Origin of the sequence: Tenacibaculum holothuriorum (genome assembly GCF_002120225.1) — a bacterium.
Taxonomy (GTDB): domain Bacteria; phylum Bacteroidota; class Bacteroidia; order Flavobacteriales; family Flavobacteriaceae; genus Polaribacter; species Polaribacter holothuriorum.
On the sequence record NZ_LAPZ01000016.1, the window covers coordinates 1 to 22066 of the forward strand.

Annotated in this window: 18 protein-coding genes; 14 read left to right on the forward strand and 4 right to left on the reverse strand. The window is 33.3% G+C overall.

Features of this window, described 5'->3' with window-relative positions; all coding sequences use genetic code 11:
• Nucleotides 1-48: 48 nt before the first annotated feature.
• Nucleotides 49-411 (reverse strand): SPOR domain-containing protein, encoded by a 363-nt coding sequence (locus WH52_RS13695; RefSeq protein WP_086031532.1) that lies wholly within the window; start codon nt 409-411, stop codon nt 49-51.
• Between the two features lie 216 nt (nt 412-627).
• Between WH52_RS13695 and WH52_RS13700 the strand changes: the two genes are divergently transcribed.
• The 14 genes from WH52_RS13700 to WH52_RS13765 all read left to right on the forward strand — a co-directional run bounded on the left by WH52_RS13700 (nt 628) and on the right by WH52_RS13765 (nt 18138).
• A complete protein-coding gene (locus WH52_RS13700; RefSeq protein ID WP_086031533.1) occupies nt 628-1917 on the forward strand; it encodes a c-type cytochrome in 1290 nt (429 codons plus the stop codon).
• Between the two features lie 33 nt (nt 1918-1950).
• The gene (locus WH52_RS13705; protein WP_086031534.1) at nt 1951-5088 is read left to right on the forward strand and encodes a TAT-variant-translocated molybdopterin oxidoreductase; all 3138 of its coding nucleotides are present in this window, start codon (nt 1951-1953) and stop codon (nt 5086-5088) included.
• 26 nt (nt 5089-5114) lie between these two features.
• Nucleotides 5115-6515 carry an NrfD/PsrC family molybdoenzyme membrane anchor subunit gene (nrfD, locus tag WH52_RS13710; RefSeq protein WP_086031535.1) on the forward strand — a complete coding sequence of 467 codons (1401 nt, stop codon included), beginning with the start codon at nt 5115-5117 and terminating at the stop codon, nt 6513-6515.
• Nucleotides 6505-7032: a DUF3341 domain-containing protein gene (locus WH52_RS13715; protein ID WP_086031536.1), complete on the forward strand. Its 528-nt coding sequence runs from the start codon at nt 6505-6507 to the stop codon at nt 7030-7032. The genes nrfD and WH52_RS13715 overlap by 11 nt, the downstream gene beginning before the upstream one ends.
• 5 nt (nt 7033-7037) lie before the next feature.
• Complete coding sequence (locus WH52_RS13720; RefSeq protein WP_198938448.1) at nt 7038-7583, forward strand: c-type cytochrome; 546 nt, start codon at nt 7038-7040, stop codon at nt 7581-7583.
• Nucleotides 7584-7605: 22 nt separating this feature from the next.
• On the forward strand, nt 7606-8988 hold the full coding sequence (locus tag WH52_RS13725) for a quinol:cytochrome C oxidoreductase (RefSeq protein WP_086031537.1): 1383 nt from the start codon (nt 7606-7608) through the stop codon (nt 8986-8988).
• Between the two features lie 36 nt (nt 8989-9024).
• Nucleotides 9025-10032, forward strand: a complete 1008-nt coding sequence (locus WH52_RS13730) for a cytochrome c oxidase subunit II (RefSeq protein ID WP_086031538.1) — start codon at nt 9025-9027, stop codon at nt 10030-10032.
• A 28-nt stretch (nt 10033-10060) separates the two neighbouring features.
• Nucleotides 10061-11851: a cytochrome c oxidase subunit I gene (locus WH52_RS13735; RefSeq protein WP_086031539.1), complete on the forward strand. Its 1791-nt coding sequence runs from the start codon at nt 10061-10063 to the stop codon at nt 11849-11851.
• Between the two features lie 159 nt (nt 11852-12010).
• Nucleotides 12011-13033: a Holliday junction branch migration DNA helicase RuvB gene (ruvB, locus tag WH52_RS13740; protein WP_086031540.1), complete on the forward strand. Its 1023-nt coding sequence runs from the start codon at nt 12011-12013 to the stop codon at nt 13031-13033.
• Between the two features lie 4 nt (nt 13034-13037).
• Nucleotides 13038-14330 carry a hypothetical protein gene (locus WH52_RS13745; protein WP_086031541.1) on the forward strand — a complete coding sequence of 431 codons (1293 nt, stop codon included), beginning with the start codon at nt 13038-13040 and terminating at the stop codon, nt 14328-14330.
• 15 nt (nt 14331-14345) lie between these two features.
• On the forward strand, nt 14346-16073 hold the full coding sequence (locus WH52_RS13750) for a SulP family inorganic anion transporter (RefSeq protein ID WP_086031542.1): 1728 nt from the start codon (nt 14346-14348) through the stop codon (nt 16071-16073).
• Between the two features lie 12 nt (nt 16074-16085).
• Nucleotides 16086-17492, forward strand: a complete 1407-nt coding sequence (locus WH52_RS13755) for an MBL fold metallo-hydrolase (protein WP_086031543.1) — start codon at nt 16086-16088, stop codon at nt 17490-17492.
• A 5-nt stretch (nt 17493-17497) separates the two neighbouring features.
• Nucleotides 17498-17869: a rhodanese-like domain-containing protein gene (locus WH52_RS13760; protein ID WP_086031544.1), complete on the forward strand. Its 372-nt coding sequence runs from the start codon at nt 17498-17500 to the stop codon at nt 17867-17869.
• The gene (locus tag WH52_RS13765; protein WP_233131573.1) at nt 17866-18138 is read left to right on the forward strand and encodes a heavy-metal-associated domain-containing protein; all 273 of its coding nucleotides are present in this window, start codon (nt 17866-17868) and stop codon (nt 18136-18138) included. Before WH52_RS13760 ends, WH52_RS13765 begins: the two co-directional genes overlap by 4 nt.
• A gap of 45 nt (nt 18139-18183) precedes the next feature.
• Here the strand turns inward: WH52_RS13765 and WH52_RS13770 are convergent, their stop codons facing one another.
• The 3 genes from WH52_RS13770 to arfB all read right to left on the reverse strand — a co-directional run bounded on the left by WH52_RS13770 (nt 18184) and on the right by arfB (nt 22064).
• Nucleotides 18184-18750, reverse strand: a complete 567-nt coding sequence (locus WH52_RS13770) for a hypothetical protein (protein WP_086031546.1) — start codon at nt 18748-18750, stop codon at nt 18184-18186.
• A 177-nt stretch (nt 18751-18927) separates the two neighbouring features.
• A complete protein-coding gene (locus WH52_RS13775; protein WP_086031593.1) occupies nt 18928-21282 on the reverse strand; it encodes a TonB-dependent receptor in 2355 nt (784 codons plus the stop codon).
• Between the two features lie 377 nt (nt 21283-21659).
• Entirely contained in the window at nt 21660-22064 is a 405-nt protein-coding gene (gene arfB / locus WH52_RS13780) for an alternative ribosome rescue aminoacyl-tRNA hydrolase ArfB (protein WP_086031547.1), read from the reverse strand.
• Nucleotides 22065-22066: the final 2 nt, after the last annotated feature.

Here is a 22066-nt window from a genome sequence, read left to right on the forward strand (position 1 = left end):
AAAGGAGATCTAAATTTAGATCTCCTTTTTTATTTGTTGTAGTTTTTGTTACATTGGTACAACAATAGCACCAGCAAATTCTTCTTTAATTTTAGCTAAAGCTCTATCGGCTTGTAATCTTGTTTTGTAGTTTCCTACTTGAATTTTCCAATCTGGTTGTTTGTAACTAAGTTTAGTATAAACACCTGGAAACTCAATTTGAAAACGATGTTTTAAGCTCTTTGCTCTTTTCTCTAATCCGTTATAAAGTTGAATTCTAAAACCAGTTTTATTACGTTTATTGTATTCTCTTTTTTTTGCTATTAAAGAATTAATACTCTTGTTGTTGGTTAGTTTTTCTTGAGCATTAATACTGGTAGTTGTAAAAAATACAAGCCCAAAAACTAGGAGCAATAATTGAATATTTTTCATAATTATTAAATCTTTTTACAAAAGTAACGACTTGCTGATTAATACATTGTCATTTCTTTTTATTTAGAATCGGTATAAATTGTAAATTAGCATTCTCTTAACATTTCACAATTTAGACAGAAGTAGTACTTTTGTGCAACTTTCTGTGGGCTAATTATACAGTTGTCTTACAGAAAAAATTGTACCAAAATAGATACGAAAATTATATTTTACAGTATGAAAAGTGTGAAACATCACAGCAAATTAACTCAAAGACTCCTACAGAGTTTTGTTTTCCTTTTAGTTTTATCGTTAAGTTTTTCGGCGCATTCGCAAGATGTAGACGAGGCACGTCAAAAAGAAGGGAAGAAGTTGTTTAAGTCGCTTTGTGCTTCTTGTCACAAGCTTAATAAAAAATTAGTAGGACCAGCTTTAGGCGGAGTTGAAGAAAAAAGAACGAACGAGTGGTTAAAAGCTTGGATTCGTGACAATGCAGCATTAAGAGCATCTGGAGATAAGGATGCAATTGCTATTTACGAAGAGTATAAGCAATCTAACATGACTGCGTTCCCTCAGTTAAACGATAAGCAGATAGATGATATTTTATATTATACTACTGTTGGTGAAATAGGGAAAGTTGCTGATCCGAATCAAACACTTTCTACTACTCCTAAAGATGCTGCTCCAAAATGGTTAATCTATATTTTAGCAGCTGCTATCGTCGTGGCCTTTTTAATTATTGGTAGTTTATTAAAAACTATTAGTGAGTTAAAAGGAGCTCCAAAAACTCCAGGTTTAATGGGGCAAGCTTCAGAGTTATGGCAAGGAATCAAACAGAATACATTTTTACATGTGTTAACGGTAATCTTCGGAGCGTTAATTGCTGCGTACGTATTGTTTGGTACATTGTTTAAAGTTGGTGTAGATGAAGGTTACCAACCGATTCAACCAATTGCTTTCTCTCATAAAATTCACGCAGGAGATAATAAGATAGATTGTCAATACTGTCACTCTGCTGCAAAACATAGTAAGCATTCAGGAATTCCTTCTGTAAATGTATGTATGAACTGTCATAAAAACATTTCTGAAGTTGCAGACGATACAAAAGTTGTAATGGATGATCATACGTTAACTAAGAAAGACTTAGATAAAGAGATCGCTAAGATCTACGAAGCTGCAGGTTGGGATGCTGAAAAGTTAGAATATACAGGTAATACGAAGCCAGTAAAGTGGGTTCGTGTACATAACTTGCCAGATTTCGCTTACTTTAATCACTCTCAACACGTAACTGTTGGTGGTATTAAGTGTCAAAAGTGTCATGGTCCTGTTGAAGAAATGGAAGAAGTATACCAGTACTCTCCATTAACAATGGGTTGGTGTATCGATTGTCATAAAGAGACAAAAGTAGACTTGAAAGGAAACGAGTACTATGCTAAGATTCACGAAGAATTAGCGAAGAAGTACGGTGTAGATCAGGTTACGATTGCACAGTTAGGAGGGAAAGAGTGTGGTAAGTGCCACTATTAATCAAATTAAGAAAGTAGAAAAACACATATATAAATGGCTTCAAACAAAAAATACTGGCAAAGTGTTGAAGAACTTAAAGGAAGTTCTATTGTTGAAACGCTACGTAATAATGAGTTTGTAGAAGAAATTCCTACGGATGAGTTTTTAGGTGATAAAGAAACTTTAGAGGGTTCATCAACTTCTCGTAGAGATTTCTTAAAGTATGTTGGTTTTACAACTGCAGCGGCTTCTTTAGCAGCTTGTGAAGGTCCGGTTCGTAAATCGATTCCTTATGTTGTACAACCTAATGATATCGTAGTAGGAGTTGCTGATTGGTATGCAACTACTATGGCAAACGGATTTGACTTTGCAAATGTTTTAGTAAAAACAAGAGAAGGTCGTCCAATTCAAATCATGCCTAACAAAGAAGCGAACGGTGAAACTAACGCTAGAGTTCAAGCTTCTGTTTTATCGTTGTACGATGATAAGTTACGTTTAAAAGAACCAACTAAAGGAGGTGCTGTAGTAACATGGGCAGATGCTGACAAAGAAATTATTGCGAAATTAGAGCAGTTAAGTACAGCTAACGAATCAGTTGTTTTATTAACCGGTACTTTAGCGAGTCCTTCAACTGAAAAAGTAATTGCTGATTTCGTAGCAAAATATCCAAATGTAAAGCACGTAACTTACGATGCAATTTCAGAAAGCGGAACATTAGATGCTTTTGAAGCAATGTACGGTAAGCGTGCGTTACCAAATTACAACTTCGGGAATGCTGAAGTTATTGCTTCTGTTGGAGCTGATTTCTTAGGAGATTGGCAAGGTGGTTTCGAAAAATCATACTCAGAAGGAAGACAAGCTAACTCTGGTAAAATGTCTTACCACGTACAGTTAGAAAGTAACATGTCTTTAACAGGTGCAAATGCAGATAAGCGTGTGGTTGTAAAACCATCTGATCAAGTGTTTGCATTAATCAATTTATACAATGCCGTAACTGGTGGTAACTTACCGTCTAAAGAAACTCCAGCAGATGCTCAGGTTAAGAAATTAGCTCAGGATTTAAAGAAAGCTGGTTCTAAAGGTGTTGTTGTAACTGGATTAAACGATAAAAATGCACAATTAATCGCTTTAGCAATTAACAAAGCGTTAAATAGTGAGATTATCGATGTAGCTAATCCTGTTTATACAAGACAAGGAAATGATTCAGAAGTTGCTCAATTAGTTGTAGACATGAAAGCTGGTAAAGTTGCAGGTTTAGTTACTTACAACGTAAATCCAGTATACTCTTTAGCTAACGCTGCTGATTTTGCTGAAGGAGTAAAGAAATTAAAATTATCAGTTGCTTTATCAACTCAAAATGATGATACTTCAGCAGCTACTCAATATGCATTACCTGCACCACACTTCTTAGAGTCTTGGGGTGATGTTATGGTTGAAGAAGGAAAGTACGGTTTAGTACAACCAACAATTCAACCTTTATTCAATACACGTCAATTACAAGATGTGTTATTAAAGTGGTCTGGTAGTACGGTAAACTACTACGATACTTTAAAAGAATTTTGGAGCACTAATGTTTTAGGGGGAAGTTCATGGAATCAAGCTTTACATGATGGTTTCTTTACAAAAGAAGTTGTTGTAGAAGAGAAATTAATGAATGAGGTAGATGTTAATGCAGCAGCAGCAGCATTAGTTTCTGCAACAAAAGCTTCTCAATACGAATTAAACTTATTCAGTTCAACTGCTTTAGGAGATGGTAAACAAGCAAATAATCCTTGGTTACAAGAATTACCAGATCCTATTACTCGTGCTTCTTGGGATAACTACTTAACAGTATCTATGGCAGATGCTAAAGAGTTAGGTTTTGAGAATCCAGTAAAAGATAACGGAGCAATTGACGGAAACTACGCTAACGTAACAGTTAACGGAGTAACAATAAATAACATTCCTGTAATCATTCAACCAGGTCAAGCTAAAGGATCATTTGGTTTAGCGTTAGGTTATGGTCGTAAGCACGGAATGAAAGAAGAAATGCAAGTAGGTGTTAACGCATACCCTTTCTATAAAGATGGAAACAATGTTCAGTACAATGTTACTATCGAGAAAGCTGCAGGTTGGCACAAGTTTGCTTGTATGCAAGTACAAAGTACTTTAGCTGGTCGTCACGACATTTTAAGAGAAGCTTCTTTAAAAGAAGTTAACGATAAGTCTTTAGATCCTAAGCATACTTGGAATAAACCTTTTATGGTATCTTACGATCACCAAGAAACTGAAGGAAGTAAGATAGATTTATGGGATGATCACGATAGAACTATCGGTCACCACTTTAACTTATCTATCGACTTAACTTCATGTACAGGTTGTGGAGCATGTGTTATTGCATGTCACGCAGAAAACAACGTTCCTGTAGTAGGTAAGGATGAAGTACGTGTAGGTCGTGATATGGCTTGGTTACGTATAGATCGTTATTACTCTTCTAGAGTTGAAGATAAGCAACATGAAGAAGGAGTTGCAATGACTATGGAGCAGTTTAAAGCTGAAAACCCAGGTATTGCTAACCAAGATATCGAAAGAAAATATACTGAGAAGGTATTAGGATTAAGCAAAGGAGATTTATTCGACGCTTTAGAAAATCCTGCTGAAAACCCAGAGGTTACTTTCCAACCAATGATGTGTCAGCACTGTAATCACGCACCATGTGAAACAGTATGTCCAGTAGCAGCAACTTCTCATGGTCGTCAAGGTCAAAACCAAATGGCATATAACAGATGTGTTGGTACAAGATATTGTGCAAACAACTGTCCATATAGAGTTCGTCGTTTCAACTGGTTTAACTATGCTGATAACAATGAATTCGATTTCAATATGAATAACGAATACGGTAAAATGGCATTAAACCCAGACGTAGTTGTTCGTTCTCGTGGAGTTATGGAGAAATGTTCTATGTGTATCCAAATGACTCAAGCAACAATCTTAAAAGCTAAGAGAGAAGGAAGAGCAGTTCGTAAGGATGAATTCCATACAGCATGTTCTCAGGCTTGTTCTAACGGATCTATGGTGTTTGGAGATATTAACTCTGAAGATACTGTAGCAGAATTAAAAGAAGACAAGAGAGCTTTCTACGTGTTAGATTATATTGGTACAAAACCAAATGTAGTTTACCAAGTAAAAGTGAAAAATACAAACGAAGCTTAATAATAAAATTAATAAGTATATAGATTATGTCGTCTCATTACGAATCATCTTATAGAGAGCCTTTAATACTTGGTGAGAAATCTTACCACGATATTACTGAGGACATCGCTAGACCTATAGAAGGTAAAGCAAACAAAAACTGGTACATTGCATTTTATATTTCTTTAGCAGGAATGTTATGGGGATTCGGATGTATCTTCTACACAGTAGGAACAGGTATTGGTGTTTGGGGATTAAGTAAAAACATCGGTTGGGCATGGGATATTACCAACTTTGTATGGTGGGTAGGTATCGGTCACGCAGGTACATTAATCTCTGCCGTATTACTTTTATTCCGTCAAAAATGGAGAATGGCAATTAACCGTTCTGCAGAAGCAATGACAATCTTTGCGGTATTCCAAGCAGGATTGTTCCCAATTATTCACATGGGGCGTCCATGGAACGGATACTGGGTATTACCAATTCCTAACCAATTTGGTTCGTTATGGGTAAACTTTAACTCACCGTTATTATGGGATGTATTCGCAATTTCTACGTATTTATCGGTATCATTAGTATTCTGGTGGACTGGTTTATTACCTGATTTTGCTACAATTCGTGATAGAGCAGTTAAGCCTTTCCAAAAGAAAATTTATGCATTATTATCTTTCGGGTGGTCAGGTAGAGCTAAAGACTGGCAACGTTTTGAAGAAGTTTCATTAGTATTAGCAGGTTTAGCTACTCCGTTAGTACTTTCGGTACACACCATTGTATCGTTTGACTTCGCAACATCGGTTAACCCAGGATGGCACTCTACAATCTTCCCTCCTTACTTCGTTGCTGGGGCAATCTTCTCAGGATTCGCAATGGTACAAACCCTATTAGGAATTATGCGTAAGGTTACAAACATGGAGGCATATATTACACGTTTACACGTAGAGTATATGAACATCGTAATCATCTTAACAGGTGGTATCGTAGCAGTAGCATATGCAACTGAATTCTTTATTGCTTGGTATACAGGTTCACCTTATGAAAATTATACATATTTATCTTTTGGAGCAGAAGCAGGAGCTTACGGATGGGCATTCTGGTCGTTAATGATTTTCAACATCATTATTCCACAAGTATTATGGATTAAGAAAGCAAGAAGAAGTTTTATCGTTTCATTCATCGTATCAATCGCAATTAACATTGGTATGTGGTTCGAGCGTTTCGATATTATTGCAATTGTATTAAGTAAAGGTCAATTACCATCTACTTGGTGGCGTTTTGAGCCTACGTTTGTAGATGTAGGTATCTTTATTGGAACTATCGGTTTCTTTGGTGTGTTATTCTTATTATACGCAAGAACATTCCCAGTAATTCCAACAGCAGAGATTAAAACAATCTTGAAATCTTCAGGAGAAAGTTATAAAAAACAAAGAGAGGAGAACAATGAGCACTAATAAAGTAATTCACGCATTATATAATGATGATGATATCTTAATGGATGCCGTTAAGAAAGTAAAAGGAGCACATCATCATATTGAAGAAGTATATACGCCTTTTCCAGTTCACGGATTAGATCAGGCAATGGGCTTAGCTCCTACACGTTTGGCAATTACAGCATTTTTATATGGTATTACTGGTACTGCAGTAGCAGTTTGGTTAACTTGGTATACTATGATTGCTGATTGGCCACAAGATATTGGTGGTAAACCAAATTTTTCTTGGGCAACTAATATGCCAGCGTTTGTGCCAATTTTATTCGAATTAACTGTATTCTTTGCAGCGCACTTAATGGTAATTACTTTTTATATGCGTAGTAGAATTTGGCCATTTAAAGAAGCTGAAAATCCAGATCCAAGAACTACAGATGACCATTTCTTAATGGAAATTCCAGTTCACGATAATGAAGAAGAATTAAAAGCTTTGTTAGAAACAACAGGAGCTGTAGAAATTAACGTAGTAGATAAGCACTAAGAGATATGAAGAGTTTAAAAATAATTATCGCTTTAGTTGTCGTTGCAAGTTTAGCTTCTTGTAACAATAAACGTAAACCACAAGTACAATATATGCCAGATATGTATGTGTCTGTACCTTACGATGCAAACGGAGTTACTTCAGCAGGTAATGTTCCTGTAGATAGAGTGCCAGTTGCAGGTACTGTAAGTAGAAATGGTGTAGTGGCTTACGATATTGCTGATACTAATGAAGGATATGAAAAGGCAAAAGCTGAATTAAAAAGTCCTTTAGCTAAAAATGAAATAAACCTTGAAAAAGGTAAAGAACTTTATGGTATTTACTGTGCAACTTGTCATGGTGCTAAAGGAGACGGAAACGGTACTTTAGCTAAAAGAGATAAGTTTAATGGTATTCCAAATTATAAAGATAGAGATATTACTGATGGAAGTATTTACCACGTAATTATGTATGGTAAAAACTTAATGGGATCTCATGCTTCTCAATTAAACCATAAAGAGCGCTGGCAAGTTGTTCAGTACGTAGAAAAATTAAAAAGCGAATTAAAATAAGTCTATAATTAGATAATTAGATATGTATCAGTTTTCAGGAAAATTAAAGATGCTTGCTATTATTTTAATGGCTTTAGGTTTACTAGGGACAGGAATTAGTTTCATGTCTGCGCCTAAAACATTAGAAGAGGCAAAAGAAATTTTAGCAAAACAAAATGATGCTCATCATGGAGGACACGGTGAAGCAGCATCTCATGGTGAAGCTAAAGAAGCACACGCTACTGCTGCTCATGGAGAATCTCATGACGATGCACACGCAGAACATGCTTTTCATCAAATGCAAAACAGACCATGGTCTGCTGTATTTGTTGCAATGTTATTCTTTTTAGGAGTATCGTTATTAGTAATGGCATTTTACGCGGCACAACGTGTTGCACAATCAGGATGGTCGGTAGTATTATTCCGCGTTATGGAAGCAATTACGAACAACCTTCATTTTGTAAGTATTTTCATGTTAGTATTTATCATTGCTACTGCAATGCACATGAATCACTTATTTCCTTGGATGGGAGAAGGAGTTTTCGATCCTAAGAGTCCAAACTATGACCCAATTGTAGATGCAAAAGCTTGGTGGATGAACTTACCAGGATGGACTATTAGAGGGATTGTTTACTTAGCAATTTGGAATGGTTTACGTTTCATCATCAGAAGAAAATCTATCGAACAAGATAACGGTGATTTAAAATTACACAAAAACTTATATAACTTATCTGTAGCTTTCGTAGTAACTTTTATGGTTACTGAAAGTATGATGTCTTGGGACTGGATTATGGGAATTGACCCACACTGGTTCTCTACATTATTTGGATGGTATGTATTAGCTACTTTCTTAGTATCTGCATTAACAATTACAGCTTTAGTAACTATTTACTTACGTTCAAAAGGAGCTTTACCATTAGTTAATGATAGTCATATTCATGATTTAGCTAAGTTTATGTTTGGTTTCTCTGTATTCTGGACGTACTTATGGTTCGCTCAGTTTATGTTAATTTGGTATGCAGATATGCCAGAAGAAACTACGTATTTTGTACAACGTTTTAACGAGTACAAGTTACCATTCTTAGGTATGGTAGTTTTAAACTTCATTTTCCCAGTATTATTATTACTTAACAGTGACTTTAAGAGTATTCCTTGGTTTGTAGTATTAGGTGGTATAGCAATTTTAATAGGTCACTATGTAGATTTATTTGTAATGATTATGCCAGGTACTGTTGGTGGTCAATGGGGATTCGGAATTGGAGAGTTAAGTGGTATTTTATTCTTTGCAGGATTGTTCATCTACGCTACATTTAGTGCATTTGCTCGTGTTAATCCAGTTGCTAAGGGTAATCCATTCTTACATGAGAGTGAAACATTCCACTATTACAATATTCAACACAGAGGAGAAGACAACAGTCATCATTAATAAAAAGAATTAATAAACAATAATAGTTTAGATAATATGCTCGCTTTATTTTATATTTTCATAGCAGTTGCACTAGGAGTAAGTTTTTGGCAAATTACTCGTGTAATGAACTTACGCTCTGTAATTGCTACCGATAAAGACAACGATACGCAAGGTAAATTAGCATTAGGTTTCTTAGCCTTTTTATATGCAATGATGATTTACTGTTTAATAGCAATGAATGTAATTATGTTACCAGAAGCTTCTTCTATCGAAGGAGAACATGATGATAACTTATTTAACATTACATTCTGGTTAATTGGTATAGTACAGTTTGCTATGCAATTCTTAATCTTCTACTTTTCTTATAAGTATAGAGGAAACAAGAACAACAAAGCTTTATTCTATGCAGATAGCCACAAGTTAGAATTAATTTGGACAGTAATTCCTGCAGTTACTATTGTATTATTAATCGGTTACGGTTTAGTACAATGGAATAATATTATGTATGTAGGAGAAGACGAAAATCCTATTGTAATTGAAGTATATTCTCAACAATTCCGTTGGGATGCTCGTTATGCAGGTGAAGACAACCAATTAGGTTTAGGAAATGTAAACTTCATCAAAGGAATCAACACAATGGGAGTTGATATGTCTGATCCAAATTCACAAGATGATAAGCAAGTAACAGAATTATATTTACCAAAAGGTAAAAAGATTTTATTCAAGTTCCGTTCTCAAGATGTATTACACTCTGCTTATATGCCTCACTTTAGAGCACAAATGAACTGTGTTCCAGGTATGGTAACTCAGTTTGCATTTACGCCTAAGTATACTACTGAAGAAATGCGTCAAAACTCAGAGGTAATTGCAAAAACTAACGGAATTAATAAGATTAGAAAAGCTAAAGGAGAAGATCCTTATGTGTTCGATTACTTATTATTATGTAATAAAATTTGTGGAGCATCTCACTATAACATGCAAATGAAAATTACAGTTGTAGAAGAAGCTGACTACAAAAAGTGGTTATCAGAACAAAAGACTTTAGCTCAAGTTATTAAATAATTTAAAGATTATATAAAGATATAAGATTATGTCAGATCATCATCACAAAGAAACATTTGTAACGAAATACATCTTTACTATAGACCATAAGATGATTGGTAAGCAGTTCCTTATTACAGGTATGTTTATGGGTATCATCGGTGTATTTATGTCTATGTTATTCCGTTTACAAATTGCATGGCCAGAAACGTCGTTTTCTATTGTTGAAGCATTTTTAGGATCTCATCAGCAAACTGATGGAATTATGAATCCAGATACATATTTAGCATTAGTAACGATTCATGGTACTATCATGGTATTCTTCGTATTAACTGCAGGATTAAGTGGTACATTCTCTAACTTATTAATTCCATTACAAATTGGAGCTAGAGATATGGCATCAGGATTCATGAACATGATTTCTTACTGGTTATTCTTCTTATCTTCTGTAGTTATGGTTGCTTCTTTATTTGTTGAAGCAGGTCCAGCATCAGCAGGATGGACGATTTATCCACCATTATCGGCATTACCTCAAGCAATACCAGGTTCTGGTACAGGTATGACATTATGGTTAGTTTCTATGGCTATTTTCATTGCATCGTCTTTAATAGGTTCATTAAACTATATCGTAACGATCTTAAATTTACGTACAAAAGGAATGAAGATGACGCGTTTACCATTAACAATTTGGGCGTTCTTTATTACAGCAATTATTGGTGTAATTTCATTCCCAGTATTATTATCAGCTGCGTTATTATTAATATTTGACCGTAGTTTTGGTACTTCATTCTACTTATCAGATATCTTTATTTCTGGTGAAGTATTACACTATCAAGGAGGTTCTCCAGTATTATTTGAACACTTATTCTGGTTCTTAGGTCACCCAGAGGTATATATTATCTTATTACCAGCATTAGGTATTACGTCTGAAATTATTTCGACTAATGCTCGTAAACCAATTTTCGGTTACCGTGCAATGATTGGTTCTATTATGGCAATTGCATTCTTATCTACAATCGTATGGGGTCACCATATGTTCGTATCAGGAATGAACCCATTCTTAGGATCTGTATTTACATTTACAACAGTATTAATTGCAATTCCATCGGCAGTAAAAGCATTTAACTATATTACTACTTTATGGAAAGGTAACTTACAAATGAATCCAGCAATGTTATTCTCTATCGGATTAGTATCTACATTCGTAACAGGAGGTTTAACAGGATTAGTATTAGGAGATTCAGCATTAGATATTAACGTACACGATACATACTTCGTAGTAGCACACTTCCACTTAGTAATGGGTGTATCTGCATTATTTGGAATGTTCGCTGGTATTTACCACTGGTTCCCAAAAATGTATGGTAGAATGATGAACAAAACATTAGGATACTGGCATTTCTGGATTACGATTATCTCTGCATATGGAGTTTTCTTCCCAATGCACTTTATCGGATTAGCTGGTTTACCACGTCGTTATTATACAAACTCAAACTTCCCAATGTTTGATGATTTAGTTGAAATCAACGTATTCATGACTATCATGGCAATTATAGGAGGATTAGCTCAGTTAATTTTCTTAGCAAACTTCTTTATTTCGATTTATAGAGGTCAAAAGTCACCAATGAATCCATGGAATTCTAATACATTAGAGTGGACTACACCAGTTGAGCACATTCACGGAAACTGGCCTGGAGCTATTCCAGAAGTACACCGTTGGGCATATGACTATAGTAAGGTTTGGGATGATGAAAATGACCCAAGACATGGTGAATATGTGCACGGAAAAGATTTCGTATTACAAACAACACCATTATTAGATGGAGAAGAGTCATCTTAATAATAAATAATAAAAAAGGAAGCCTCTCGTTTTAACGAGAGGCTTTTTTGTTTTATTAAACAACATTTGATTTGTAATTTTTATCTTAGCAAGGTTATAAAAATATAAGCGTAACCTAAGTTACAAAGCAAACGTTTATAGTTGAATATATTTGTGAACATGAATGAAAATCTAAACCCTGAAAACACACATTACTCTAATGAAGAATTAGATGTAGAAAAGAGATTGCGCCCGCTTTCTTTTGATGATTTCACAGGTCAAGATCAAGCAATAGAAAATTTAAAAATCTTTGTTGAAGCAGCAAATCAACGAGGAGAAGCTTTAGATCATACGCTTTTTCATGGGCCTCCAGGTTTAGGTAAAACGACCTTAGCACATATTTTAGCAAACGAATTAGAAGTTGGTATTAAAGTTACTTCTGGTCCAGTATTAGACAAACCAGGAGATTTAGCAGGACTACTTACCAATTTAGATGAAAGAGATGTGTTGTTTATAGACGAAATCCATCGTTTAAGTCCTATTGTAGAAGAGTATTTGTATTCAGCAATGGAAGACTATAAAATTGATATTATGATTGAGTCTGGACCCAATGCACGCACAGTTCAAATCAATTTAGAACCTTTCACTTTAGTTGGTGCTACAACTCGTTCAGGATTGTTAACAGCTCCTATGAGAGCGCGTTTTGGTATTAGTAGTCGATTACACTATTATTCAACAGAGTTATTATCTACAATTATACAGCGTAGTGCTCAAATTTTAAATGTTCCTATTTCTATGGAAGCAGCTATAGAGATAGCTGGTAGAAGTAGAGGTACACCTCGTATAGCAAATGCATTATTGCGTAGAGTACGAGATTTTGCTCAAATTAAAGGAAATGGTAGTATTACGATAGAAATATCAAAATACGCTTTAAAAGCCCTAAATGTAGATGCTCACGGATTAGATGAAATGGATAACAAAATCCTTTCAACAATTATTGATAAATTTAAAGGAGGGCCTGTTGGAATAAGTACTTTGGCTACAGCAGTATCAGAAAATGCTGAAACCATAGAAGAAGTGTATGAACCTTTTTTGATTCAAGAAGGATTCATTATGAGAACACCAAGAGGTAGAGAAGTAACCGATTTAGCATATAAACACTTAGGAAGAATAAAAGGAACATCTCAAGGAGAATTGTTTTAGATTTATGGAAGAAAATAGCACAAATAAAAGTTGGTTACAACGATTAAAAGACGAAAGTTGGGAAGCTGAATTACTGGTTTCTGCAATAGCAATTTTTGGTGCCTTTAAATTGTTTGATCTAGTTAAATGGGCTGCTAACTTTTTTATAGATAAATTAAATCCAGATCAATATATCATAGCTTATTTTATTACTTTCTTTAGCCTTATAGCTGTAAGCGCTTTGGTATCTATGTTTGTAATACATTTTGTGTTAAGAGCTTATTGGGTAGGTTTGGTAGGGTTAAATTCTGTTTTTCCAGATTATAGTATTGAAGATACTGCATACTCAAAAATTTACACAAAAAAAATTCTAGCTATTTTACCAAAATTGAAGGATTCTATACAAAAAGTAGATGAATTGTGTAGTGTGATTTTTTCTGTAGCCTTTACTTTTTTATTTATTTACGGTTATATAGCTTTATTTACAAGTATATATTTATTATTATTTAATATCCTTTCTAAATATGTGCCAAAGAGCATATTATTAATACCAGCTATACTAATTGCAGTAGGAGCTATGATTCAGACTATTGTTTCTTTGTATTCGAACTTAAAACAAAATAAAGAAAAAGAGAAATTACAACAGCTAAATTTTACTTTAGTAAAATATGCTAATATGATGCTTTTTGGGCCATTGTATAAAAACTTATTACAAGTCTTTATGATTTTTGGATCGAATTTTAAAAAGAAAAAGTCTTTATCATATTTAATATTACTTTTTTTGTTTTCAGGATCTGTTGTTGCGGGGATTCAATTGAGAAATACTAACATATTTTATTTAGTAGGATCAAATTATCAACGTTATTTTGATCCATATAAAACGTATTCAAACTATTATAAAGACACGAGCAATACAAATTTCCTATTAACACCAGAAATTCAATCTGATTTAATCAAATCGAATGTAGTAGAAGTTTTTATACCAATATTTGATTACGAAAGCTCAATGAGAGAAAGTATTTGTGGAAAATATGAAAAACCAGAAGATGCGCCAAGAGAAGAAAGAATTAGAAATAGAGCAAATTATTTAAAAGAATGTTATAAGAAATATCACAATATTTTTTTAGATAATAAGAAAATAGACGTATCATTTTTGAGATATGATAATCATCATAAAACAGACCAATTCGGAATTGTATCTTTTCTAAACATAAAAGATTTGCCTGAAGGGTTACATGAACTAAAAATAGAAAAAATTAATAGCGAAGGAGCGTATTTATATTGGACAATTCCTTTTTATAAATCATCACAAAATTAATAGAGAAATTCATTAGTGAATATCAAAAAAAACATACCAATATTAGAGTGGTTGCCTAATTATAATAAATCACATTTTAAAGGCGATTTTATAGCAGGTATAACTGTAGCAATTGTGTTAATTCCACAAGGAATTGCCTATGCACTTATTGCAGGATTACCACCAATTTATGGATTGTATTGTGCATTAGTGCCACAAATTATGTATGCAATTTTTGGTTCCTCTAGACAAGTAGCAATTGGTCCTGTAGCCATGGATTCACTAATTGTAGCAACAGGAGTTTCTACTTTAGCATTAGCAGGATCAGAAAGTTATATAGCTATAGCTATTTTATTAGCCTTAGTCGTTGGTGCAATTCAATTTTTAATGGGAGTGTTCCGACTTGGATTTATAGTAAACTTTCTATCAAAGCCAGTAATTACAGGTTTTACATCGGCAGTAGCATTAACCATTGGTTTAAATCAATTTCGAAATTTATTAGGTGTTGAATTTATTCAGAGCGATCAAATTCATATTGTACTAAACGACATCTTTGAGAATATTAGTTTATTGAACCCTAGTACAACAATTATTGGAGTTGTTTCATGTATAATAATTATTGCACTAAGAAAACTGAATAAAAAAATACCAAGCGCTTTAATTGTAGTTGCTTTTGGTATTGTAGCCATGAAACTTTTCGGGAGTCAATTTTCAGAAGTAGATATTGTTAAAGATATTCCATCGGGATTGCCTTCTTTTGGAATTCCAGAAATTGATTTTGATTTAATAGGAGAACTAATGCCTATTGCAATTACTTTAGTAATGGTAGGGTACTTAGAAACAATTTCAATAGGAAAATCTCTAGAAGCAAAACAAGACGAGTATAGAATCAATCCTAACCAAGAATTAATAGCTTTAGGATTGAGTAATATGGCAGGATCATTATTTAAAGCATATCCGTCAACCTCGAGCTTTTCTCGTTCAGCAATTAATGAAGAAGCAGGAGCAAAAACAGGAATGTCATCGTTAGTTTCGGTAGCAATCGTAATACTAACATTATTGTTTTTAACACCCGTATTTTATCATTTACCAAAAACAGTTTTAGCAGCTATTATTATAGTAGCTGTATTTAATTTAATTAGCGTAAGAGAAGCAGTACGATTGTTTAAAGCGAATAATCTTGATTTTTGGCTGTTATTAGCAACTTTTATAGCCACTTTAGTATTTGGTATTGAATATGGAATTTTAGCAGGTGTAGGCTTATCGTTAGTTGTATTAATATTTAGAACTTCTCGTCCTTATGTAACCGAATTAGGAAAAGTACCGAATTCAGATTTTTACAGAAATAAAAACCGCTTTGAAGATGTATTGGTAGAAGAAGAAGTATTGGTATTCCGTTTCGATGCCCAATTATTCTATGCCAATTCTAGCTACTTTAGGGATAGACTAGAAGAAATGACATTAAAAAAAGGAGCGGCATTAAAATTGATTGTACTAGATGCAGAAAGTATTAATAGGGTAGATAGTACAGGAGTAGAAATGCTAAAAGAAAGAGTGAAATACTATACTAAAAAAGGAATCAACTTTTACTTTGCAGGAGTTAAAGGTCCTGTAAGAGATGCCTTGTTTAGAGGTGGAATGTTAGAAGTGTCTGACATCAATCACTTTTTTATGCGTGCAAATGGCGCAGTGAATTTTTATAAAACAGGAGATAATAAACATCAACAAAAATACGCTCAGTACATTCACCAAGCGTATGAATAAAATGTATTTAACATGAAGATAGAGCAAATTTATACAGGTTGTTTAGCTCAAGGAGCTTACTATGTAGAAAGTAACGGAGAAGTAGCTATAATCGACCCATTACGTGAGGTACAGCCTTATATTGAAAGAGCAGAAAAAGATGGAGCAAAGATTAAATATATATTCGAGACACACTTTCATGCCGATTTTGTGAGCGGACATTTAACATTAGCAGAAAAAACTGGAGCTACAATAGTTTACGGTCCTACTGCTAACACAAAGTTCGATGCACATATAGCAAAAGACAATGAAGTATTTACTGTAGGAGATATTAGTATAACGGTATTACACACTCCTGGTCATACAATGGAGAGTACTACTTATTTATTAAAAGACAAAGACGGTAAAGATCATGCTATTTTTAGTGGAGATACGTTATTTTTAGGTGATGTTGGTAGGCCAGATTTAGCACAAAAAGGAGACATTACTCAAGAAGATTTAGCAGGAATGTTATACGATAGTTTACGAACTAAAATAATTCCTTTAGCCGATGATGTTATTGTATATCCTGCACACGGAGCAGGTTCTGCATGTGGTAAAAACTTAAGTAAAGAAACAGTTGGAACTATTGGAGAACAAAAAAAAACCAATTATGCTTTGCGTGCTAATATGACCAAAGAAGAATTTATTACTGAAGTTACTGATGGGTTATTACCTCCACCAGAGTATTTTCCTTTAAATGTAAAAATGAATAAGGAAGGATATAAATCTATCGATGAAGTAATTAAATCGGGAGCAAAAGCATTATCTGTTGAAGATTTTGAAAAAGTAGCCAATCAAACAGATGCTATTATTTTAGATGTTCGTCATCAATTTGAATTTGTAAAAGGATTTATTCCTAATTCAATTTTTATTGGTTTAGGAGGAACATTTGCTCCTTGGGTAGGTGCATTAATCAAAGATGTTACCCAACCTATTTTATTAGTAACTCCACAAGGAGAAGAAGAAACTGCAATTACTCGTTTATCTCGTGTTGGTTTTGACAATGTTTTAGGATATTTAGAAGGAAGTTTCGAAAGTTGGAAAGCTTCAGGTAAAGAAATAGATACTTTACGTTCGGTAACTGCTGAAACATTAGAAAAAGCCATAGAAAACGGAGAACCAGTTTTTGATGCTCGTAGACCAGGAGAATATGCAAACGAACATATAGTTGATGTACCAAGTACTCCGTTAGATTATTTAAACGATCATATTAGTGAATTCCCAACCGACAAAGATTTTTATATTCATTGTGCAGGAGGATATAGATCGGTAATAGCAGCTTCAATTTTAAAAGCTAGAGGATATCATAATGTAATAGATGTAGCAGGAGGATATGGTGCGATTAAAAAAACGAATATTTTAAGAACAGAAACAGTGTGTCCATCAACATTAAAATAGTAAAGATGAAAAAGCTTTTTTACCTATTTACTCTAGTAGTTTTATTGTTGTTTTCTTGTACAAAGAAAGAAAATACGAATACCATTACTGTTGAAGAATTAAAACCTCTATTAAAAGAGAGTATACAATTGGTAGATGTAAGAACAGCACAAGAATATGCGTTGGGACATATTGAAGATGCTACGCTTATCGATGTAAAGTCAGACGATTTTAAAAAAATGGTGCATCATAATTTAGACAAATCTAAACCAGTATATGTGTATTGTAAATTAGGAGGTAGAGGAGAAAAAGCTTGTGATATTTTACAAAAAGATGGATATACAGTGTATAATTTAAAAGGCGGTTATACCGCTTGGAAAATTCAAAATCAAGAATGATGAAGCAAGAAATTTATATAGAAAATTTAAAGTGTGGTGGTTGCGCTAATACTATAATCAATGGATTAAATGCATTGGAAGAAGTTGAAAATACCGAAGTAGATGTAGAAAAATCATTAGTAAGTTTTTCTACTGAGTTAACTTCTTTAGAAGTAGTGAAAGAAAAGCTGTCTAAACTAGGATATCCAGAAGTAGGAGACAAGAATACAGTTTTGCATAAAGCAAAATCTTTTGTGAGTTGTGCTGTAGGAAGAGTAAATAAACAATAAAAAAATCCAGAGTTTAACTCTGGATTTTTGTTTTTAGCAAGTCTTCTATATTTTATTGTACTGTAATTCAATATATTTTGTACAGTCATTTTTCATGTCTTCAAAACAATCCAAAAGGATTGCTGAACCTCCTTTATTGACTACTTCTTTAACTATTTTGTAGATTTTTTGAGCTCCTTGATAATCTTGCCCAGCTAAATCAAATATTATGTTTTTAGTTTTTGAAAGTGTTGTATATAGACTTAGGAGTCGTCTTGGGGTACCTGGAAGTGTGTTTATTTTAGTCTTTTCGTTTATCCATTCGATTTCATAAATTTTTGAGGCATAAGGACTTTTTAAATTTGCTTTCTTTTTTAAATATTCACCTACAGTTATTGGGCGAAATATTTGTCTTAGTTTAGGTTCAATAAAATGTTCAACGAATGTCATTTTTTGATTTACAATGACATTCTTGTTTTTAATATTTCCTATGAAAATGTCTTTAAGATACATTTCCGTATCGTAGAAATGTTGCCCATTGAATAAATACAAAACAACTATTTCACCAATCTTCAACTCGAAAGGAGGTATATAAAAAGTGTCTGTTTTTATTCCTTTATTTTTAATTAGCATTTTGTTTGTTCTAATTGAATATAATGGATTCTTGGCTGTGTATTGCTTTAATGACTTATAGCGACCATAAACGAAGTTAATTTTTTAAACTAATAAAATCAAGAGGAAATAGAAGTATGTTTAAAGATAAAAACCGAGCTAAGTAGCTCGGTTTTAACATTGAATATTTTTATATTTTTAAAATTTCAAAGTAGCACCTACTAAGAAATTTCTTGTTGCTTGCGGATAATATCCTGCACCGTCTCCTGTTTTGGTACCAGTTACGTTTCCTGAATTATCTTTTATATCATAATCAAAAGTATAATAATAACCTCTATCTACATATTCTTTGTTAAAGATGTTATTTACCAAACCGGTTAAAACAATCGATTTAAATATTTTATTTGTCTTTATTTCATAAACAATATTAAAGTCGCTTGTAAAGAAATCTTCTAAAATATCATTCTTAGATACGATACTATTTAAGTTACTCATATATTGTTTGCCTATATATTTATACAAAAGTGATAATTGTAAGTTTTCAATAGGAGTATATACAAATGCGTTTCCAAAAACAATATCAGGAGAGAATGTAATAGGAGTATTTCCTAAGTTTTGTAGTTTTCCGTCAATTTTAGCATAAAAATCTCTATTTCGGTTTTCGCTAAATGCTAAATTAGGTTTCATATGTAATGTTTCATCTAACTTAATATCAGCATCAATTTCAATACCTAATCGGTAACTACTACCACTCGTCGTTCTTAAAGGTTCTCCTGAAAGTTGGTCAATAGCACCCGATAATACTAACTGATTATCATAATCCATATAATAAACATTGGTGTTTAACTTTACTGTTTCATTAGCCATACGCCAACCTAATTCATAATCGTTTAGGCTTTCGTGTTGGGTAGTTCCTCCTTCGAAATCGTTTCTATTTGGTTCTCTATTGGCTTTTGCATAAGAAGCATATAAACTATGCTCATCATTTACCTTATAAGTTAATCCGACTTTTGGATTAAAGAAATTAAATTGAGTATCAACCGAAATAGGCTTTAATTTAGAGGTTTCTCCATTAGTTTTATAAGAAACAAATCTACCTTGTAAGTCAACAAATGCTTTTAAGTTATCTGTAACAGAAAAAGTTGCTTTTGAAAACACACTTAAATCAGTTTTTTTAGATGTACTGTCATAATAATGATCTCTTATGTTTGTATTAGGAGCTAAATCGGTTCCCCAGATAACTTCTCCATAATGATCGTTGTCATAATGACCATAAGAACCCCCAGTGATAATTTCAAAAGAATCGTTTTTATACGTTGCATTAGCGCTTCCGAAGTAAAAATGATTATCTAACCAACGACGCACAATTACATCACTTCCGTCTTCGATAAGACCTTTGTAATCAGCAGCATCTCTATTTTCTTTAAATTGCTCAAAATATCCTTTTCCTCTTGTGTAATTAAAAGCTACGTTGGTAGACCAATTACTGCTTAATTTTTCATTCCAATGGATTTGATAATGATCTTGCCAATAGTTGTCAGTTTCATTGTCGTAGCTTAACGGATTGTGTCTACGATCTTTTTCTAATTGATCTTTGTCGATACCATCCCAAGCTTGGTAGGTTCTTTCTTTTCCACCAAAAACAATAGCTTTAACTAACGTATTATTATCAGTATAACTACCTTGAAGGAAGAATGATTTTAAATCGGTAAAAGCTCTGTCTATATATCCATCTGAATAAATGTTAGATACTCTACCTGCTAATTCGAAATGTTCGTTGATTTTACCCGTAGTAAACTTTACAGTATGTTTTCTTGTTCCGAAAGAACCAAATGAATTAGAAATTTCTCCTCCAGCTTCTTTAGCCACAGCATCGGTTAAAATGTTTAAACTTGCACCAAAAGCTCCAGATCCATTAGTAGAAGTACCCACACCACGTTGTAACTGCAAGCTTTGAGTTGATGAAGCTAAATCGCCAATATTCACCCAAAATGTACCTTGACTTTCGGCGTCGTTATACGGAATTCCGTTAATAGTAATATTTACTCTTGAAGCGTCAGAACCGCGAACACGTAAATAGGTGTAACCAATACCTGCACCAGCATCTGATGATGAAATTACATTAGGTAAATAATTCATTAAAACAGGAATATCTTGCCCTAAATTACGTTTCGCAATTTGTTTTTTTGTTAAATTAGAATGCGTTACAGGAGCATCAGCTTTTACACGTACTGCCGACACTAAAACTTCATCTAAAGTAGTATCAGATTCTAATTGAATGTTTAGAGATTTCTCTTGAGGAATATTAATTGTTTTTGTAACTGATTTATACCCTACATAAGATATTTCTACTTCGTGTTTCCCTTTCGGAAGTTTGACTTTAAAATTCCCTTCAAAGTCAGATGAAGTTCCTTTCCTTAATTGTTTAATAGCTATTGTAGCACCTACTAAGGGTTCTTGATTAGTATTGGTTACTTTACCAGAAATAATAAAGTTTTGAGCATTTGCAGTTAAGGTTGCAAATAATACCATTAAAAAAGCTACTATCTTCACTTTTTTAATAAAAGACACAGGTCTCATTTTTTATAAAATAAAATCGAATAAAAAGAGGTAATTATTCTATGTTTATGTTTTGAATAATTATAGTATCATTACGAGGAGTTTACGACGAAGTAATCTCATCTATAAACAGATTGCCACAGTAATTCCTAAATTACTTCGTAATGACCTTCATTTTCCCTTGGCAACATTATTTTCCCAGGTTCATTGGGTATGATCTCAGCCAAATTTAATTATGAGTTAAGAATGTTTAATTTTGAGTTACTGAAAACTGAGAATTAAAAACTGCTAACTCAAAAAAGGCACCCCTTTATGAGAACGCCGCAAATTTATAACCTATTTTTAAAATGATCGATGAAAAAAGAAGAAAACTAATCTAAACTTGGCTTTTTACGAAGTGATTTTTTAAAACTGTGTAATTTTTTATTATCGATTCTTTTTTTGATGGAAGCTTTGGTAGGTTTTGTTGCTTTTCTAACCTTTGGTTTAGTAGTTCCTTTTTTAATGATTTCAAAAAAACGTTTGGTAACCAACTCTTTATTTCGATGTTGAGAACGACTTTCTTGACAGGTTAAAACTAACATTTGATTTTTGGTAAGTCTATTACCCAGTTTTTGTAATAATAAATTCTTTTCTGAAGTAGTTAACCCTTCTGAAGTTAGAATGTTAAATGATAATTCAACTTTTGAAGAAACTTTGTTTACATGTTGTCCACCAGCACCAGAACTTCTAATTGCCTTAAACTGTAATTCGTTGAATAGTGTTTTAAAATCCACAA

Bases quoted from the DNA above. Each gene is read 5' to 3' on its own strand.
- WH52_RS13695 (WP_086031532.1), bottom strand. From the start codon at position 411: ATGAAAAATATTCAATTATTGCTCCTAGTTTTTGGGCTTGTATTTTTT.
- WH52_RS13700 (WP_086031533.1), top strand. From the start codon at position 628: ATGAAAAGTGTGAAACATCACAGCAAATTAACTCAAAGACTCCTACAG.
- WH52_RS13705 (WP_086031534.1), top strand. From the start codon at position 1,951: ATGGCTTCAAACAAAAAATACTGGCAAAGTGTTGAAGAACTTAAAGGA.
- nrfD (WP_086031535.1), top strand. From the start codon at position 5,115: ATGTCGTCTCATTACGAATCATCTTATAGAGAGCCTTTAATACTTGGT.
- WH52_RS13715 (WP_086031536.1), top strand. From the start codon at position 6,505: ATGAGCACTAATAAAGTAATTCACGCATTATATAATGATGATGATATC.
- WH52_RS13720 (WP_198938448.1), top strand. From the start codon at position 7,038: ATGAAGAGTTTAAAAATAATTATCGCTTTAGTTGTCGTTGCAAGTTTA.
- WH52_RS13725 (WP_086031537.1), top strand. From the start codon at position 7,606: ATGTATCAGTTTTCAGGAAAATTAAAGATGCTTGCTATTATTTTAATG.
- WH52_RS13730 (WP_086031538.1), top strand. From the start codon at position 9,025: ATGCTCGCTTTATTTTATATTTTCATAGCAGTTGCACTAGGAGTAAGT.
- WH52_RS13735 (WP_086031539.1), top strand. From the start codon at position 10,061: ATGTCAGATCATCATCACAAAGAAACATTTGTAACGAAATACATCTTT.
- ruvB (WP_086031540.1), top strand. From the start codon at position 12,011: ATGAATGAAAATCTAAACCCTGAAAACACACATTACTCTAATGAAGAA.
- WH52_RS13745 (WP_086031541.1), top strand. From the start codon at position 13,038: ATGGAAGAAAATAGCACAAATAAAAGTTGGTTACAACGATTAAAAGAC.
- WH52_RS13755 (WP_086031543.1), top strand. From the start codon at position 16,086: ATGAAGATAGAGCAAATTTATACAGGTTGTTTAGCTCAAGGAGCTTAC.
- WH52_RS13760 (WP_086031544.1), top strand. From the start codon at position 17,498: ATGAAAAAGCTTTTTTACCTATTTACTCTAGTAGTTTTATTGTTGTTT.
- WH52_RS13765 (WP_233131573.1), top strand. From the start codon at position 17,866: ATGATGAAGCAAGAAATTTATATAGAAAATTTAAAGTGTGGTGGTTGC.
- WH52_RS13770 (WP_086031546.1), bottom strand. From the start codon at position 18,750: ATGCTAATTAAAAATAAAGGAATAAAAACAGACACTTTTTATATACCT.